The following is a 15,979-nucleotide window of genomic DNA, read 5'->3' as shown; positions in this document are numbered from 1 at the left end:
TATGTGTCCCTTTTTTTGTCAGCGATATCTGAAGTCTCTCTCTTCCGGAGAGAGATTTAGGGTGAGGACTCGGAGCAATTCAGGGTGAGCATTTCCTACAAATCCCACTACCTATCTCAACTTCCCCGAAAATTCTTTTTACATTACCCGCTTTATACTCACTAAAAAGAGGGACAAAAAATTAAATTTTTCTTCCTTTGGTATTAGCGAGCTCTCAAGTCCCTCTCTTCCGGGGAGGGATTTAGGGTGAGGACTCGGAGCAATTCAGCGTGCACTCCATGCAAATCCCACTATCTATCTCAACTTCCCCGAATTTTTTTTTACATTACCCGCTTTATACTCACTAAAAAGAGGGACAAAAAATTAAATTTTTCTTCCTTTGGTATTAGCGAGCTCTCAAGTCCCTCTCTTCCGGGGAGGGATTTAGGGTGAGGACTCGGAGCAATTCAGCGTGCACTCCATGCAAATCCCACTATCTATCTCAACTTCCCCGAATTTTTTTTTACATTACCCGCTTTATCCTCACCAAAAAAGGGACAAAAAATTAGATTTCTGCTCCTTTGCTATTAGCGAGCTCTCAAGTCCCTCTCCTCCGGAGAGGGATTTAGGGTGAGGACTCAGCGATTTAGAAATACGAAGCACTACGGGAAATTTGCGGTGAAAACCCCCGTAAAATCGCATTTAGGGTGAGGACTTTTTCTAACTAAACCCTTCAATGATCTTTCCGAAATCTGCCACATTCAATGCCGCGCCGCCGATCAAACCGCCATCGATATCAGGTTGTGAGAAGATCTCCTTTGCATTGTCGGGTTTTACCGAACCACCGTATAAGATTGAGATATCGTCTGCTACTTCCTGACCATATTTTTCCGCGATCAGACTTCTGATATGTGCGTGGATTTCCTGCGCCTGCTCAGGTGAAGCGGTTTCGCCTGTACCAATAGCCCAAACAGGTTCATAAGCGATCACTACTTTCTTAATTTCGTCGGCACTCAGAGTAAAGAGCGCTACTTCCGTTTGATTTTTCACGACTTCCAGGTGTTTGCCGGATTTTCGCTGTTCCAGTGTTTCGCCGTTACAGTAAATCGGAGTTAAACCCTGGTCCAGCGCAAGCTTAATCTTTCTGTTACAGTGCGAATCGGTCTCGCCGTGATATTGCCGGCGTTCCGAATGACCGATGATTGCACCCGTGATGTCAAGAGACTCAAGCATGGCGGCAGAAATTTCTCCGGTGTATGCACCGCTTTCATATTCGCTCATATCCTGGGCGAAGATCCCAATCTCGTCATTTTCATACAGGTCTTTTGCCATCATCAGATAAAGGGACGGCGGGGCGATCCATATTTCACAGTTTGGCGTGTGATTTTTTTTGTACTGGAGCAACTGAAACATGAGCTGTTGAGCTTCAATTACATTTTTGTTCATTTTCCAGTTTCCGGCAACGATATTTTTTCTCATGGTGATTAAATAAGTTTACAATTTATAAGCAGTAATTAATTCATTTTCCACTTATTTTTCAGTGTCTTATAAAATTTGTGTTCCTGCTCAGTCACTTCTTCATCAGCTTTGATCAGTGACTTTGCGAAATTGATGAAATCCTGACGTTCTTCTTCGGTAGAATCATCATAGAAACAGCCCGCGTGAAAATCGAAGTGACCTTCCCATTTTTCCTGCGGCAGCGTCGCTATAATATCGAGTTCATTGTCCAGATCCACCTGAAACGGAAATTCATCTGCCAGATATTGCTGTAGTTTTAAACCTTCTTCCGGGGCAAATTCGCCGTCCACAGAGGAAAGAATCATAAGTAAATGATAGCCTGCTATGGATTTATTTGATTTTTGCATAAATTTATTTTTTCTGTTATTTTTTAATGAAGAATGTGTTCCTTCGTGAATTTTACTCTTTAAGATAGTCTTTTGCGGAACGCTTATCGGTGATTATGCCGTGCTCCAAAGTTAAAACAAAAGGATTACTTCTCGCGATGGTTTTTATAGCCGTGCCGTCCATCACTGCATTCGCAAGGATTTTAAAGGTACTTGGATTTGTTGAAATGCCGTAGCTCAGCGCGTCTTTCTGCTGACTTATCTTTTGTTCTGCGTGGGAAATAATTTCCCTGTCTGCTGATTCGGGATGGTAAGAAAACAGCAGCAATGCCTTGGGCGCCGCCAGAATTTCAGGTGTAAGGTCGATACCTTCTACCGTTTCAGGTTTAAATTTCGAGATTTCAGACTCGTAACCCTGTTTTACAATTTTGGAGGTTGATTTCCCTTCTTCAATAGTCCACGGCGAGCCTTCTTCCCAATATTTTTTGTCGTTCACATATTCATCCTGGTTTACCACCAATATTTCGCCGCTTTTCGAATTCTTCAATGAATAAAAAGTTTTGTACTCCGACGGGTTTTTTTCGATATTCGCCTTTTCAGCCTTCAAATCAGTTCCAATGCTGTAATCACGGAAATCGATCAGCGGTTCGTGCAGGATGCCATACGTAATCACCATACCAAAGATCAGCACAAAAACCGTAAATACCAGATATTTCGATGGTCTTTCTTTTTCCAGCAGATTAAAGTGATGTCTGTACAAAAACCACGTCGCAACCAACCCTAGAAGCAGCGCAATGTCTTTAAAGAAACTTTGCCAGGGCGTAAATTTTACGGCATCTCCAAAGCAGCCGCAATCTGTTACTTTATCAAAATAAGCGGAATAAAAAGTAAGGAAAGCGAAAAATACGCACAAAGCGATCAGCGCCGCGAGCGTAATTTTTAAGCGGATTCTCAGCAAAAGCATCAGCCCTAAAAGCAATTCGAAAACCACCACGACCACCGCGAGAAGCAAAGCCTGTTTCTCAAAAAAAGGCATGTTAAAAACCGACGGCGAAAAATATTCCTCAAGTTTAAAGGAGAAGCCCACCACATCCACCGCTTTCACAAAGCCGGAAGCAATAAAAATCAGTGCCAGGAGAATTCGTAAAAGTGTTTTCATCAATGTGTATTTGCGTTTATATTAAGCCTGGTGTAAAATCCTCTTTGGTTTCGGCATGTTTTATCAGGCAGAATACGGCGTAATTCAGCATATCAAAATAGTTCGCGTCGATTCCTTCGGACACTAAAGTTTCACCCAGATTGTCCTCGATCTGTTTTGTACGCAAAACTTTCTGGTAAATAAGATCGGTGATAGAGGAGGTTCGCATATCGCGCCAGGCTTCGCCGTAATCGTGATTTTTGCGGAGCATAAGTTCTTTTGCTTCTGCAGTAAACTTATCGTAAAGGTCCAGCATTTCCGCGGGATTTTCTTTAATGTCTTCGGCAAAACCCTTGTGTAGCTGAATCAGACCGATGACCGAGTAATTTACGATCGCCATAAAATTTTCTTCTTCAGATTCGCCGACTTTAGAAACCGATGTGATCTGGAAGTTTCGCAAACTCCTTACTTTAATGAGAATCTGGTCGGTGAGCGAGGTCGTGCGCAGCACACGGAAGGAAGCACCATAATCCATAAGTTTTCGTTGGAACAAATTACGGCACTCTTTGATGACCAGATCGAACTGTTTTGCTGTTTTCTGCATAAATTTTCTAAACTTTTCAAAGATAGCAATTTTGGTTCATAAACTGAAGTTGGGAACCGTGGGAAAATGTATTTTTGCTAAATGGAATGCGACCCAATTAACTTTCATGACCACACTTTCCACGCTGTGAACTGCCGGGGTAAACTACTGGATTTATCGCTGCCAAAAATTATGGGCATCCTTAATTTAACACCGGATTCTTTCTCCGACGGCGGAAGTTTCCTCGAAGAAAAAGCCGCTTTACAGCAGGTAGAGAAAATGCTTGATGAAGGTGCAGCAATCATTGATATCGGGGCGCAGTCTACACGGCCAACCGCAGAATTTCTGTCAGCAGAAACCGAAATAAAACGGCTGGGAAATGTCATTTCTAAAATAAAAAAGAGATTTCCGCAGGCACTGATTTCACTGGACACTTTTTTTTCTGAAGTGGTTCGGTTCGGTTTTAATGAAGGCATTGATATGATCAACGATATTTCCGGCGGCTCATTCGATGCGCAAATGTTCGAGACAGCCGGTAAAACCGGACTTCCTTATATCCTGATGCACAATAATGGTTCTTACGACCGTATGCACAAAATTTTGATTAAAGATGATATTCTGCTGAGAATTAATTTTTATTTCTCTGAAAAAGTCCGCGAACTCCAGAACTTCGGGGTCACAGACATTATTTTGGATCCGGGATTTGGCTTTGGTAAAACCGTAGCGCAGCAACACCAGATGCTGGAAGAAGCAGAATATTTCGGTTTTGCCAAAAATCCTTTACTGATAGGAATTTCCAGAAAATCCTTCATCTATAAACCTCTTGGCAAACTGCCGGCCGACATTAACGCAGAAACCCAGAAACTGCATTTGAAGGTGCTGCAGAAAGGAGCAAAGATTCTGCGTGTGCACGATGTGGCAGCAACCAAATTAACCGTGGACCAGTTTCTAAATTCTAATTAAATCCCGACAGTTTTTCTGCGTATTCTTTCGCGAACTCCTGGCGGTCCTCATTTAGTTTTTCTTCATTTTCAGGTAAAGTATAAGTAAACAGAATTCTGTTTTCTGCTTCCAAGAAAACGATTTTTTTCTCTGTCCCGTCGATCATCTGTGCGAAGATTTCCCACATCGAAGTGTCTTTAGCCTTTAAAAATTCAAAAAACTCTGCTGCCTGAATCTGTATCGTTTCCATATTTAGAATCCTAAAAAATTAAGTTTAAGCTGAATGGCGAAATTCTCTTTAAACGCCGGTGTCGCATAGTAGCCGACTCTGTAGAAAAAGCCCAGATTGAAGGGCGAGCCCAAAAAATGATTGCTCTCTAAACCGATTTCCTGGTAAAAATGATTCAGTTTTTCAAAATCAAATGCGTGATATTGGGGGTTTTTCATATTTCCTGTCAGACCGCGGTAAACCACATCGAAACTGGAAGTCTGTTTGCCGAAAGTTTTAAAATAATAGGGGATCCGGTGCGTAAAATAATAGCCGACAAATTTATCATTGTAGTATTTGCCGCCTTCCATCGTGGCAAATCCGAGAAATGAGGTAAGGTTATAGTTTAAACCGTCGCCGCCGCTGCCCAGGCCATTCATGGCGAAATTATGCCAGATTGGCGCGCTGCCTGTGAGTAAACCAGCGTACACGCGGATGCCTGTAACACCGATCTTTGTCTTGAAGGAATGCTGCGCCAGTGCATCAAAACGGCCGTAGCTGTAATCGCCTCCCAGTGTTTTCAAGCCTTGCTCATAATTGAAATAAAATTCAGGGAAATTCTGATCGTAGGTAAATTTACCCGAAGGTGTCATAATGTTTTTAGAACGCGGCGAATATTTCAGCGTAATCTTTGCGGCAAAATTTCGGAAATCATTTCCCAGATTGCGGTAATTATACACGAACCTTGCCTGCTCCCTGTCGCGTCTTGCAGAAATATCAGCGGTCAGAGCATTGCTCAGATCATTCTGATAAGCCAGTTTAAAACCTTCGAAATGATAAAATCTGTCGTTGTGCAGATCGACACCGGAATTCATAATGCTCATTTTAAAATTCCAGAGATTTTCATTGAATCTTCCCGCCGCCTCTACGTCATTGTAATACGCTGCACGGAAGAACGACGTTTTCTCAAGCGTGGTTTTCACATCGAAACCTGCCCCGTATTTCCAGGTATTGTCCTTGAAACCATAAGCAAAATAGGCATCCGGCGAAAAATAGGGATTAAAGCGCTCGTTCAGTTTAGCCGCAAGTCCCAGGCGAATTCCTTCGTACTTGTTATATTTAATGACTTCCAGCGCGTTGAAATCCACTTTTCCTACACGGATGTTGCCACGGATGAGACCGGTGAACGCATTCAGTTTCTGATCGAGCTTATATTTTCTGCCCACGCTGTCAATTTTTTCATAACTGAGTTTTTCGCGTGCAGTAAGCGAATCGGTGCGGAATTTCTCAAGCGTACTTCCATCGGCGTTTTTTACATCGATTGTATAACCTTTAAAATCCTTTTTCCGTACTTGAATTGGTGTTTCAAAATCAAAATAATCACCGGTCACAAAAACGTAATTGCCAAATTTCTTTTTCTTTTCCTTTTTGTCCTGTTCTTCATCTTTTTGGCCACTTTTTTTGGTGTCGAAAACGATGGATCCCATTTTAAACTTAAAGTTTTCGCGGCTCAGAAACCATTTATTATCGATGGGTGTCCAGATGCTTGTTATCATGCCGTCGCTGCGAACCTTGCTGTTACTTTCAATTTTTTTCAGTCCGTAAGTTAATGTGTCCACGTACAGATAACCGTTGAATTTCCGGCGTTGCGCGTTATTCTTGTAATCTGCCTGGCGAAAACGGATGACGTAATTCTGCCGTCCATCAATATCGATCGTATCCGTGAGGAAAAAGCGGTAAAGCGAGCGGTTTTCTTCGCGGATCTCCCTGGGCATGCGGTTTCTGTTGGATCGCAGCGACATCATTTCATATATTGGTTCCTTCAGGCCCGCTACTCTGTTGTCCAGGATCGTGATCTTTTCACCGTATTTTTGGGAATAAATATATTTAGAAGCTCTTTCCCACAGGAATAGTTTGCTGTCGCCCATGAGCTTCATGACGTTTACACTTTCTATAGAATCTTTTTTTTCTTCTCTGGACTGATCCGGCGTGGGCAGTGTTTTTAAAGAATCCAGTCTTCTGGTCAGATAGCGGTTGTAGTTTTGAATACTGTCTTCATCGATGTCGAGTGAAATTTTTTCGTAAGATTTAAAAGCGTATGAATCAAGGCTTTGCGGTGAGTTGTTCTTATAATTGTCATTCACTTTCTGCAGAATTGCAAGTGCCCGCGGATCGCTTTTGTCGCTGATCACCACACCTTCGATCGACTGCATCTTTGGATCGGTTTTAGCGAGTACAATTTCCATCACTTTATCCACAACAACATCATCTTTATAAAAGCCTTTTGCTTCAACATCGACCATTTTGCAACGCGTTCTGAATTCGAGTTCGCCGGCGGAATTGGTCTGGCCCAGAAGTTTACTATTACAGGAAACTTTTGCATTCGCCACCGGAGTTCTGTTTGCGCCACTCATGACCGTGAGTTTTGACTGGCCGAAAACGCTGAATGACAAAAGGATAAGAAAAAAAATCAGTGTGTTTCTCATGAAGACAAATGTATTTAAAATAAATAAAAATACACGTTTAAAGACATGTGATTATTTCTTTGTGAAAAGCCGTTTTAGCGCTGTTGTTTTTAATGGAAATCAAACTTAAATTTCTACTTTTGGGAATATGAAAAAAATCGTTATTCTCTCATTATTTCTCGCGAATATTTCTGTTTTCTCTCAAGTAAAAGCCCTTACCGAAGATGGTAAAGATGTAGTTCTGCTCGAAAACGGAACATGGAAATTTGTGAACGAAAGTGATGCGGCACTTCTCGAAACTATTGAGACAAACTCCGCGGCCTTTGAAAAAAGCAAAACATCAACTTTCCTGCTGAAAAGTAAACGGATAAATGTGGGCATCTACATCAATCCAAAAGTGTGGAAGCCCTCAACAAAAGCCGAAAGTCCGTTTGTAGAATATATGTTTAACAGCGCTGATCAGGAAACCCTTTTTGCAGGGTTTTTCCTCACCGAAAAAGTGCAGATCGGCAGTCTGAAAAATCTGAAAGACATTGTGATCGCTAATATTCAGAAAAACGCTGATTATTTTCGGCTCATCAAATCGGAATACCGGAACGTTAACGGCCTGAAAGTCCTTTATTTAAGATACAGCGCGAACGCCAAAGGAATCGATTTCGAATATGCCGCGCAGTATTATATCGACAGTGAAGGCTATTGCGGCGTAGCAGGATTTTCGCCAAAAAAGAATTTCGATAAGAATGCCGCACAGATCCAGGAGCTTCTCAACGGACTGGTGCAGGTTGAAAAAGGGGAAACTTTCAGTTCGCCACCGCCACCCATGAGGCCTTAAGAAATCACGAAATTTGTCCCCACTTGTTTTTGCCGTGGTATTGTTTTACGTAATAGTTTTTCAGACCCGCATTTTCGGGTTTCTGCAAATGCGGATCATCTTTAAGTAGAATGTCGGCAGCAGTTTTTGCTGCTTTAATGATTTTCCCATCCGTAAGAAGACTGAGTTTTTTAAAATCGACCACACCACTTTGCTGCGTACCCAAAATATCGCCGGGACCGCGAAGCTGCATATCGACTTCAGAAATCTTGAAACCGTCATTGGTTTCTGTCATGGTCTTTATGCGGGTTCGGCTTTCTTTTGAGAGTTTATCCGAAGTCATTAAAATACAGAAACTCTGTTCTGCGCCGCGACCGACACGCCCGCGAAGCTGATGAAGCTGCGAAAGGCCGAAACGCTCGGCACTTTCGATGATCATGACCGATGCATTCGGCACGTTTACACCGACCTCAATTACGGTGGTTGCCACCATAATCTCGGACTTACCGGATGCAAAGTGCTGCATTGCGGCATCTTTCTCGGCGGGTTTCATACGGCCGTGAAGCATGGTCACATTTTTTCCTTCAAAGAATTCTACAATATGATCAAAATTTTCGAGCAGATTTTTATAATCCAGTGTTTCTGATTCTTCGATCAGCGGATACACGAAGTAGATCTGGCGGCCCTTTTCAATCTCATCCTTTGCAAACCGGAAAACCGTGAGCCGGTCTTTTTCACGGCGGTGTGCCGTAATAATGGGTTTTCTGCCAAGCGGCAGTTCATCGATCACCGAGACATCCAGATCGCTGTAGAAACTCATGGCAAGCGTGCGCGGAATTGGTGTGGCCGTCATCACCAAGATGTGTGGCGGTATTTTATTTTTTGCCCATAATCTCGCGCGCTGCGCCACGCCGAAGCGGTGCTGCTCATCGATAATCGCAAGTCCGAGGTTTTTAAATTTCACAATATCTTCCAGCACGGCATGTGTGCCGACGAGAATTGAAAGTTCCCCGCTCAGCAGCTCCTCATGAATAATCTTCCGCTCAGCAGTTTTTGTAGAACCTGTGAGCAGCCGGACTTTGACCGAAGAAGTGTCAAGCAATTCCGTAAGTGAGTTAAAGTGCTGTTGCGCCAGAATTTCGGTAGGTGCCATCATACAGCTCTGGAAGCCATTATCCAGTGCGATCAGCATGGAGAGGAGCGCTACCATTGTTTTTCCTGAACCTACATCGCCCTGCAGCAGCCGGTTCATCTGTATGGGTTTTTTCAGGTCGGTGCGGATTTCCTTCAGTACTTTTTTCTGCGCGTTGGTAAGTTCAAAAGGAAGAACTTCTTCATAGAAATTTTTAAAGTTTCTGCCGATTTTCGGAAATGGATTTCCCAAAACAGAAGATTTGTGATGTTGTTTTTTAAAAGCGTAACCCAGTTGGAAGAAAAATGCTTCCTCGAATTTAAGCCTTTGATTGGCGTGTTCATAATGATCCAGATCTTTCGGAAAATGGATGTGATAAAACGCGTGGATCCTGCTGATGAGGCGGTATTTCTTTATCAGTTCCTGCGGCAGATTTTCATTAATTAAAACAGGCAGGTTTTTTACGATATCACCTAAAACGCTCTGGAAAAATTTGTTGTTTACTCCTCTTTTTGCCAGTTTTTCACTGCCCGGATAGATGGGAAGAAGTGAACCGGAAAGGGCTTTTTTTTCATCTGCCTCAATCTCGGGGTGCGGCATGGAGAAGATTCCATTGAAAACATTGATCTTACCGAAAATAAAAAGTTCCTGATTCGGCGGCAGCTGTTCCTTCATCCATTTCGAGTAGCGGAACCAAACAAGCTCCAGACTGCCTGTATCGTCGCGAAACTTTGCACTAAGCCTTTTCTGCCCTTTACCGTAACCTATTTCCTGAATATCGGTGATTTTTCCTTTCAGCTGGATTTCCGCAGTCAGTTCCTCAGTGAGTTCGCCAATTTTATGAATTTTGCTTTTATCCATATACCGCAACGGATAGAAGGTGAGGAGATCTGCCACGGTTTGCAATCCGAGTACGCTTTTAATGAATTTTGCACGTTCCGGGCCGATTCCTTTTATAAATTCTATGGAAGTTTCTAAGGTCAATTGTTAAAGTTGTTATCTGAACGGGATGATAGGTGAGCGAATTTCGGGAAAATAAAAAAGACTTCCAAAAACGTGGTGAAAGTCCTTATTGCTAAAGTCCGCTGAAAAGTCAGTTCTTTATACTGCTTTTAAACTTTTTCTGATAGTTTTCCCATTTATCGCGCGTGTCTAGCTTTTTGTAGTCACCGTTGGTAATGAAGGGAATATAAGGCTCCAGCTCTTTCGCTGTAAGTGCGCCCTGAAGCAGTGTGATCGGCATTGCCTTTTCATCAAGGAAAACAATGGTCGGCACCGCGTTTACATTCATATATCTCGTGAAACCATGCATCGGATTTCTAAGTTTGCCGCTTTTATAACCCGGATTAGAAAAGGTTTGGCCAAAGAGTGTAACCGCTTCACCGCCTTCCGCGTTAAATTTTACAGGGTAGTAATCTTCATTCAAATATTTTGCGATCACAGGATGGTTAAAAGTGTATTTATCCATGGTTTTACAGGGCGCGCACCAATCTGCATAAAAATCGATAATGATCTTTTTCGGCGTGATCTTTTGTGCCTGCACAGCTTCTTCCAAAGTCATCCATCTGACCTGCGCAAAAGAAGTCGCGCTTAAGGAAAACAGAAGAAGGAGAAACAAGTTTTTCATACCGTTATTGATGTTTAAATAGGACTTTAGTTAAAATTAACGAACTTCCTGCATCAGTTTTTTCACCAGTGGTGAAATGACTATTAAAATTACACCGGCAATAACTGCGTATAAGCCCAGATCTTTGTAACCGGAAGTGTAAGCCTGCAGTTTTTCCATATTTGATGAGCCTTCGCGGGCTGTTGCCATATTTGCTCCGATCAATCCTGCGACATACTGGCCGTAAGCTGAAGCCAAAAACCAAAGTCCCATCATCATTCCCTGGAGTTTCTGGGTTGAAAGTTTCGTCATGATCGAAAGTCCGATGGGCGACAGACACATTTCACCCAAGGTGATGATAAAGAGGGCAATCGTAAAAAGACTCAACGAAGTTACTCCGGCTGCATTTGAAAAGAATTTTGTCGCGTAGATCGCGTAAAAACCGAGACCTAAAAAAAGAAATCCAAGACCAAATTTAATGATCGTATTTGGTTCGAGCTTTTTTTTGCTGAGCCAGATCCAGAGTAGTCCTATCGGTACCGCCACCAAAAGAATGAAGAATGCACCGCCGGAATTATTGACTCCATTAGGATCCAGGCCGAGTAAATCCTGGTTCAGGTTATGTGCAGCAAAGATACTCAGTGAGCCGCCGCTTTGCTCATAAATTCCCCAGAAAACGATGGAGAAGATGATAAAAATAAGCGCGGCCCAAAGTTTACTTCTTTCGCTTTTTGAGACTTTCGACATTTCATAAAACAGATAAAGTAATGTCAGCGGTCCGACGGTGTACATAAAATAATCGGTGTACTGTGTTTTCGCCACCATGATCATAATTAGCGGAATGAAAACCAGTGAAAGTGCATATACGCCATATTCCTTCCATTTTTCCAGGGAAACCAGTTCGCCGTTTGCAAGAGTTTTCAAGGGAGGTAGGCCAATAGGTCCGAGTTTTCTTTGTGTGAAAATAAAGTTTACTAAACTGATGACCATTACTACAGCAGCCAGGCCAAAAGCTACGTTCCAGCGCAATGCTTCGGGAATCAGATGGGAGAGGAGTTCGCCTTTACCGATGGCAATACATAAATAACCACCCAGTAAAGCACCGAGGTTAATTCCCGCATAAAACAGCGAAAATCCCGCATCAGTACGGTTATCTCCGTTTTTATACAGTTTACCGACCATGGTTGAAATGTTTGGTTTAAAGAAACCCGTTCCGACCACTGTAAATGAAATCCCGAGGAAGAAAAACCGGTGTGGATCTGCCGCGAGTATCAAACTGCCAAGTATCATCAGAAAACCGCCCCAGAACAGTGATTTTCTAAAACCGAGAATCTTATCTGCAAATATGCCGCCGACAAAAGTAAAAGCATATACAAAGGCCTGCGTGGCACCATACTGAAGGTTGGCATCTTTCTCATCCAGGTTCAGTTGCGATATCATGAAGAATACGAGCATCCCACGCATTCCGTAGAAGCAGAAGCGCTCCCACATTTCCGAAAAGAAAAGTGACCATATTTGTTTAGGATATTTTCCTTTGAAATCCTGAATTTGTTCGAGGGTAAGATTCATATTGATTGGTAAAATGGAGATTCAACTTTTATAATAAGCGTTCAGATTTTGTAGTATTAAGAAATCCGATCATACGAAAATAGAAAAAACCACCGGATATTCGGTGGTCTTTATCAGAATTTAAAAGTTTGATACTAGTTTACGCCATGCATCATCTTTTTCAGAATAGGTGATATCATTGCGAGAATTGCTCCTGCGATCCCACAAAGTATTACAAATACCATGAAAAATTCGAAAAGATTGTGAATTTCAAAACCTACAAAACTGTTATACGCAACTGGAATCTGCTCCTTATTAAGCGCCGCTAATTGCTCGGCATTCGGCGTTACTTTCTTATCCAACACATCCTGTAGATTGATGCCCAGTTCAGTGGCTTTCTGAAATTTATCTCCGGTTGCCGGTAATATAGATCCTAAAGTCCCGGAAAGTGCATAACCGGCAGCATTAGCAATAAAGAATACACCAAATAACAGGGAGGCAAATCTTTTTGGTGCAAGTTTACCAACCAACGATAAGCCGATTGGTGACAGGCAAAGTTCCCCCATTGTTTGAATTAAATACAAAAGGATCAGCCATTTAACTGCCAACAGACCGGAATTTCCTAAATCTTTAACATTATATGCAATGATCAGATAACTTAACGCGATCAAACCAAGACCCATTGCCTGCTTTAGAGGTGAAACAGGTTCACTGTTGTTGGCGCGTAACTTATCCCAGAGCATACTGAAGGGAACTGCCAGCACCACGATAAATAAACCGTTGAAGATCTGCACCATCGATGGCGGCATGTTCCAGCCAAAGATATGTCTGTCCGTCTGGTTGTCTGCGATAAAAGTAAGTGATGAGCCTGCCTGTTCGAAAGCCGCCCAGAAGAAAATGATGAAGAACGATACAATATAAATAACCCAGATCCGGTCCCTTTCTACTTTGCTTTCGGTGGCCGACATGATCAAAAAGGCCAGTGCAAGTCCCATGGAATAAATGAACGGGTAAATAACACCTTTTACAAAATCGCCCATACCTACCGATCCGAACCCAACTCTGTCTACAAAAAGATACTGAAACCCAAAGAATGTCAGCACAAAAATTGCCACAGCGATACCGATTGATTTTCCTGTAAAGTTTGCGGTCTGCGATTCTCCTTCCTCAAAGTCGGCAGCGGTATTCTGGCTTGGTAAACCTCCGATTGGTCTGCCTTCCGGCGTTACCACATATCGGTTTTTAAGCAGTACGAAAGTGAGCGTACCGATAACCATTGCGATGGAAGCTGCTAAAAAGCCCCACTTAAATGCATGTACATCCCGGAATCCACCTGCATCTTTTACATCGCCTAAGAAAGGACAGATGAACTGACCTAAAAATGCTCCGAGGTTGATCCCCATATAGAAAATGGTAAAAGCTGAGTCCAGTTTGGATTTCTCCTGTTTTGGGTAAAGGCTGCCCACCATGGATGATATATTTGGTTTAAAGAAACCATTACCAAAGATAATTACGCCCAGTGCCACCCACATAAGCATCTGTGCAGAGCCTAAATTGCTGTCGAAGGTAGAGGCGCTCATAAACATCAGGAACTGCCCGATTGCCATTAACGAGCCACCAACAATAATGCAGTATCTGTTTCCCAGAAACCGGTCAGCGATAAAACCGCCCAGCATAGGTGTCAGGTAGCATAAGGCCAGAAAGCCACCATAAATGATGGTTACTTCGCCTTCCTTCATAAGGAGCGAGTTTACCATGAAAAGGGTTAGCAGGGCGCGCATTCCGTAAAAGTTAAAGCGTTCCCACATTTCTGTACCAAACAGTACCCACAGGCCTTTCGGGTGTTTTCCTTTTGTCTTACCTTCCACTACAAGGTCCGGCGCATTTAATGCTTCAGTGTCGTCCATCTTTTAGTATTAATTATTTGTTAAGATTAGCAAATATAGTTTTTTTTGAATTTTTGCGAAGACATTTGACCATATTAACAAAAAAAACCGCAGAAATATGCCGCGGTTTTAGTTTTAATGAGCGAAAATCCTAGTTTACACCCTTTTCTTTCATTACAGCATTCAGTCTTTTCAGGATGGAAAGCCCCAGTAAAGTAGCTAAAAGAAGAAGACCGAAATTCACAATGAAGAAATTGGCTTTGTTATCATATTCATACCAGAAACTTGCAAGTACGCCCGAAAGTTTATTGCCAATGGAGGTGGAGGAAAAATCCGCCCATCATCAGCGCGGTGATGCGTGGGGGTGAAAGTTTCGATACCAGCGAGAGACCCATCGGCGAAAGACAAAGTTCACCTAAGGTGATAACTCCGTATGAAGCGATGAGCCACATTCCCGAAACCTTGATCAAGCCGTTGTTGCCCGCATATACCGCGCCCACCATCACCAGACAGGACAAGGCGGAAATAAAAAGTCCCAGAACAATTTTTGATGGAGTTGACGGCTCTTTTCCGCGTCGCCGCAGAAACATAAAAAAGCCCACCACCACAGGCGTAAGCAGAATTACCCAGCCTGGATTGATCGACTGAAAAAGTTCTGTATTGTAAAGAGCCACCTCATGTTGTGGATTTTTCTCGAAGTGAGCACGTTCCTTGTCAGAAATATTCCGGAAATAGATGTCGTATCCCTGTTCCTTCAGTGGTTCACCGTCTGCATCTTTTTCGGCTCGGTACTGATCGTCGTAAACAGATACTTCTTTCATATCATAAGTTTTTCCCTGCACACCATCTTTGCCATCGATCAGATTAATGGCGCGCATAGGTTCGATAAGCGGCGCAGGTATAGACCTGTCTGTATAATTTTTTGCCCAGCGCGTTAAGGCTGTTCCGTTCTGCTTAAATACGGCCCAGAACATGATGCTTACAGCGAAAATGGCCAGAAGTGCGCCGATCGGTCTTTTGTCCTGTGCGTTGGCCTTTACATAAAGCATTACATAAAAATAGATTACAGGCAGACAGGCGAAAATAAAGGCATCTGTACTGTCGGTCCCGAAAATGTTACCCGGAATCATCCAGCCGATTACACCGGCGATGATGGCAGGTAAGAAAACTTTAAGTAAAATATCAGAAATTCTGGTGTCACCTTCCTGTGAAGGTTTTAAAATGTTCGCTTCTAAAATATGTTTCCGCCCTAAGGTGAAAACAAAAAGACCAATGAACATTCCTGCGCCGGCAGTCATGAAAGCCGGACCCCAACCATACTTATTCCGCATAAACGCCGCGATAATATTACAGATGAAAGCCCCGATATTGATGCCCATGTAGAAAATATTGTAGCCTGCATCTTTGTTGGCTTTGTAAGGTTCTTCGTTGTACAGGTTGCCCAAAAGCGTGGAGATACTGGGCTTAAAGAATCCGTTGCCCACAATGATCAAGCCTAGAGAAGCGTAAAACATCGGTAGTTCGCGGAAGAGACCAATGCCTAAATAGCCAAGTCCCATCAGTGCTCCACCGATATAAATCGCTTTTACATAGCCCAGGATCTTGTCGGCTAAAAAACCGCCCAGAAATGGCGTCAGATAGGTAAGTGCGATAAAAGTTCCGAAAATATCATCGGCATTTTTGTCATTGAAGGCAAGGCCACCTTTCTCGCTGTCGATCATGTACAAGACAAAAATCCCCAGAATCAAATAGTAACCGAAGCGTTCCCACATCTCTGTGAAAAACAGATAGGGTAAACCTTTCGGGTGCTTGCCGGCCGTTTTCTCTTTCATAAGTA

The 15,979-nt window shown here is 42.8% G+C and carries 12 protein-coding genes and 1 pseudogene; 2 read left to right on the top strand and 11 right to left on the bottom strand.

The window, feature by feature from the left end:
• Positions 1-699 precede the first annotated feature (699 nt).
• Genes tpiA through H562_RS14615 form a run of 4 tightly spaced genes read right to left on the bottom strand, consistent with a single transcriptional unit; the run spans position 700 to position 3,565 of the window.
• Positions 700-1,458 carry a triose-phosphate isomerase gene (tpiA, locus tag H562_RS0103830; RefSeq protein ID WP_027376292.1) on the bottom strand — a complete coding sequence of 253 codons (759 nt, stop codon included), beginning with the start codon at positions 1,456-1,458 and terminating at the stop codon, positions 700-702.
• Positions 1,459-1,493: 35 nt separating this feature from the next.
• The gene (locus H562_RS0103825; RefSeq protein WP_027376291.1) at positions 1,494-1,844 is read right to left on the bottom strand and encodes a tellurite resistance TerB family protein; all 351 of its coding nucleotides are present in this window, start codon (positions 1,842-1,844) and stop codon (positions 1,494-1,496) included.
• Positions 1,845-1,896: 52 nt separating this feature from the next.
• Positions 1,897-2,982 carry a BT_3928 family protein gene (locus tag H562_RS0103820; RefSeq protein ID WP_034690620.1) on the bottom strand — a complete coding sequence of 362 codons (1,086 nt, stop codon included), beginning with the start codon at positions 2,980-2,982 and terminating at the stop codon, positions 1,897-1,899.
• A 16-nt stretch (positions 2,983-2,998) separates the two neighbouring features.
• Entirely contained in the window at positions 2,999-3,565 is a 567-nt protein-coding gene (locus H562_RS14615; protein WP_034690617.1) for a DUF1599 domain-containing protein, read from the bottom strand.
• A gap of 81 nt (positions 3,566-3,646) precedes the next feature.
• Between H562_RS14615 and folP the strand changes: the two genes are divergently transcribed.
• A complete protein-coding gene (gene folP / locus H562_RS0103810; RefSeq protein ID WP_051190383.1) occupies positions 3,647-4,507 on the top strand; it encodes a dihydropteroate synthase in 861 nt (286 codons plus the stop codon).
• Here folP and H562_RS0103805 read toward each other — a convergent pair.
• Positions 4,500-4,736 carry a hypothetical protein gene (locus tag H562_RS0103805; protein WP_027376288.1) on the bottom strand — a complete coding sequence of 79 codons (237 nt, stop codon included), beginning with the start codon at positions 4,734-4,736 and terminating at the stop codon, positions 4,500-4,502. The two genes, folP and H562_RS0103805, sit on opposite strands and share 8 nt — an antisense overlap.
• A 2-nt stretch (positions 4,737-4,738) precedes the next feature.
• Positions 4,739-7,180, bottom strand: coding sequence for a DUF5686 family protein (locus H562_RS0103800; RefSeq protein ID WP_027376287.1), 2,442 nt, complete (start codon positions 7,178-7,180; stop codon positions 4,739-4,741).
• 127 nt (positions 7,181-7,307) lie between these two features.
• On the opposite strand from H562_RS0103800, the gene H562_RS0103795 reads away from it, so the two are divergent.
• A complete protein-coding gene (locus H562_RS0103795) occupies positions 7,308-7,991 on the top strand; it encodes a hypothetical protein (protein ID WP_027376286.1) in 684 nt (227 codons plus the stop codon).
• Positions 7,992-7,995: 4 nt separating this feature from the next.
• On the opposite strand, the gene recG is transcribed toward H562_RS0103795, so the two are convergent.
• The 5 genes and pseudogenes from recG to H562_RS14610 all read right to left on the bottom strand — a co-directional run bounded on the left by recG (position 7,996) and on the right by H562_RS14610 (position 15,974).
• Positions 7,996-10,086, bottom strand: coding sequence for an ATP-dependent DNA helicase RecG (gene recG / locus H562_RS0103790; RefSeq protein WP_027376285.1), 2,091 nt, complete (start codon positions 10,084-10,086; stop codon positions 7,996-7,998).
• Between the two features lie 109 nt (positions 10,087-10,195).
• On the bottom strand, positions 10,196-10,729 hold the full coding sequence (locus H562_RS0103785) for a thioredoxin family protein (protein ID WP_027376284.1): 534 nt from the start codon (positions 10,727-10,729) through the stop codon (positions 10,196-10,198).
• A gap of 36 nt (positions 10,730-10,765) precedes the next feature.
• Positions 10,766-12,277, bottom strand: a complete 1,512-nt coding sequence (locus H562_RS0103780) for a peptide MFS transporter (RefSeq protein ID WP_034690614.1) — start codon at positions 12,275-12,277, stop codon at positions 10,766-10,768.
• A 134-nt stretch (positions 12,278-12,411) separates the two neighbouring features.
• The gene (locus tag H562_RS0103775; RefSeq protein ID WP_034690612.1) at positions 12,412-14,163 is read right to left on the bottom strand and encodes a peptide MFS transporter; all 1,752 of its coding nucleotides are present in this window, start codon (positions 14,161-14,163) and stop codon (positions 12,412-12,414) included.
• Between the two features lie 130 nt (positions 14,164-14,293).
• Positions 14,294-15,974 (bottom strand): annotated as a pseudogene (locus H562_RS14610) (peptide MFS transporter).
• Between the last annotated feature and the right edge of the window lie 5 nt (positions 15,975-15,979).

The sequence above is a fragment of the Kaistella palustris DSM 21579 genome (assembly GCF_000422265.1).
Classification (GTDB): Bacteria; Bacteroidota; Bacteroidia; order Flavobacteriales; family Weeksellaceae; genus Kaistella; species Kaistella palustris.
The sequence above is the reverse complement of the archived record's forward strand: the minus strand, read 5'-3'. Positions and strand labels throughout refer to the sequence as shown.

Bases quoted from the DNA above. Each gene is read 5' to 3' on its own strand.
- H562_RS0103780 (WP_034690614.1), bottom strand. From the start codon at position 12,277: ATGAATCTTACCCTCGAACAAATTCAGGATTTCAAAGGAAAATATCCT.
- H562_RS0103805 (WP_027376288.1), bottom strand. From the start codon at position 4,736: ATGGAAACGATACAGATTCAGGCAGCAGAGTTTTTTGAATTTTTAAAG.
- tpiA (WP_027376292.1), bottom strand. From the start codon at position 1,458: ATGAGAAAAAATATCGTTGCCGGAAACTGGAAAATGAACAAAAATGTA.
- H562_RS14615 (WP_034690617.1), bottom strand. From the start codon at position 3,565: ATGCAGAAAACAGCAAAACAGTTCGATCTGGTCATCAAAGAGTGCCGT.
- H562_RS0103800 (WP_027376287.1), bottom strand. From the start codon at position 7,180: ATGAGAAACACACTGATTTTTTTTCTTATCCTTTTGTCATTCAGCGTT.
- H562_RS0103785 (WP_027376284.1), bottom strand. From the start codon at position 10,729: ATGAAAAACTTGTTTCTCCTTCTTCTGTTTTCCTTAAGCGCGACTTCT.
- H562_RS0103825 (WP_027376291.1), bottom strand. From the start codon at position 1,844: ATGCAAAAATCAAATAAATCCATAGCAGGCTATCATTTACTTATGATT.
- H562_RS0103820 (WP_034690620.1), bottom strand. From the start codon at position 2,982: ATGAAAACACTTTTACGAATTCTCCTGGCACTGATTTTTATTGCTTCC.
- H562_RS0103795 (WP_027376286.1), top strand. From the start codon at position 7,308: ATGAAAAAAATCGTTATTCTCTCATTATTTCTCGCGAATATTTCTGTT.
- H562_RS0103775 (WP_034690612.1), bottom strand. From the start codon at position 14,163: ATGGACGACACTGAAGCATTAAATGCGCCGGACCTTGTAGTGGAAGGT.
- folP (WP_051190383.1), top strand. From the start codon at position 3,647: ATGGAATGCGACCCAATTAACTTTCATGACCACACTTTCCACGCTGTG.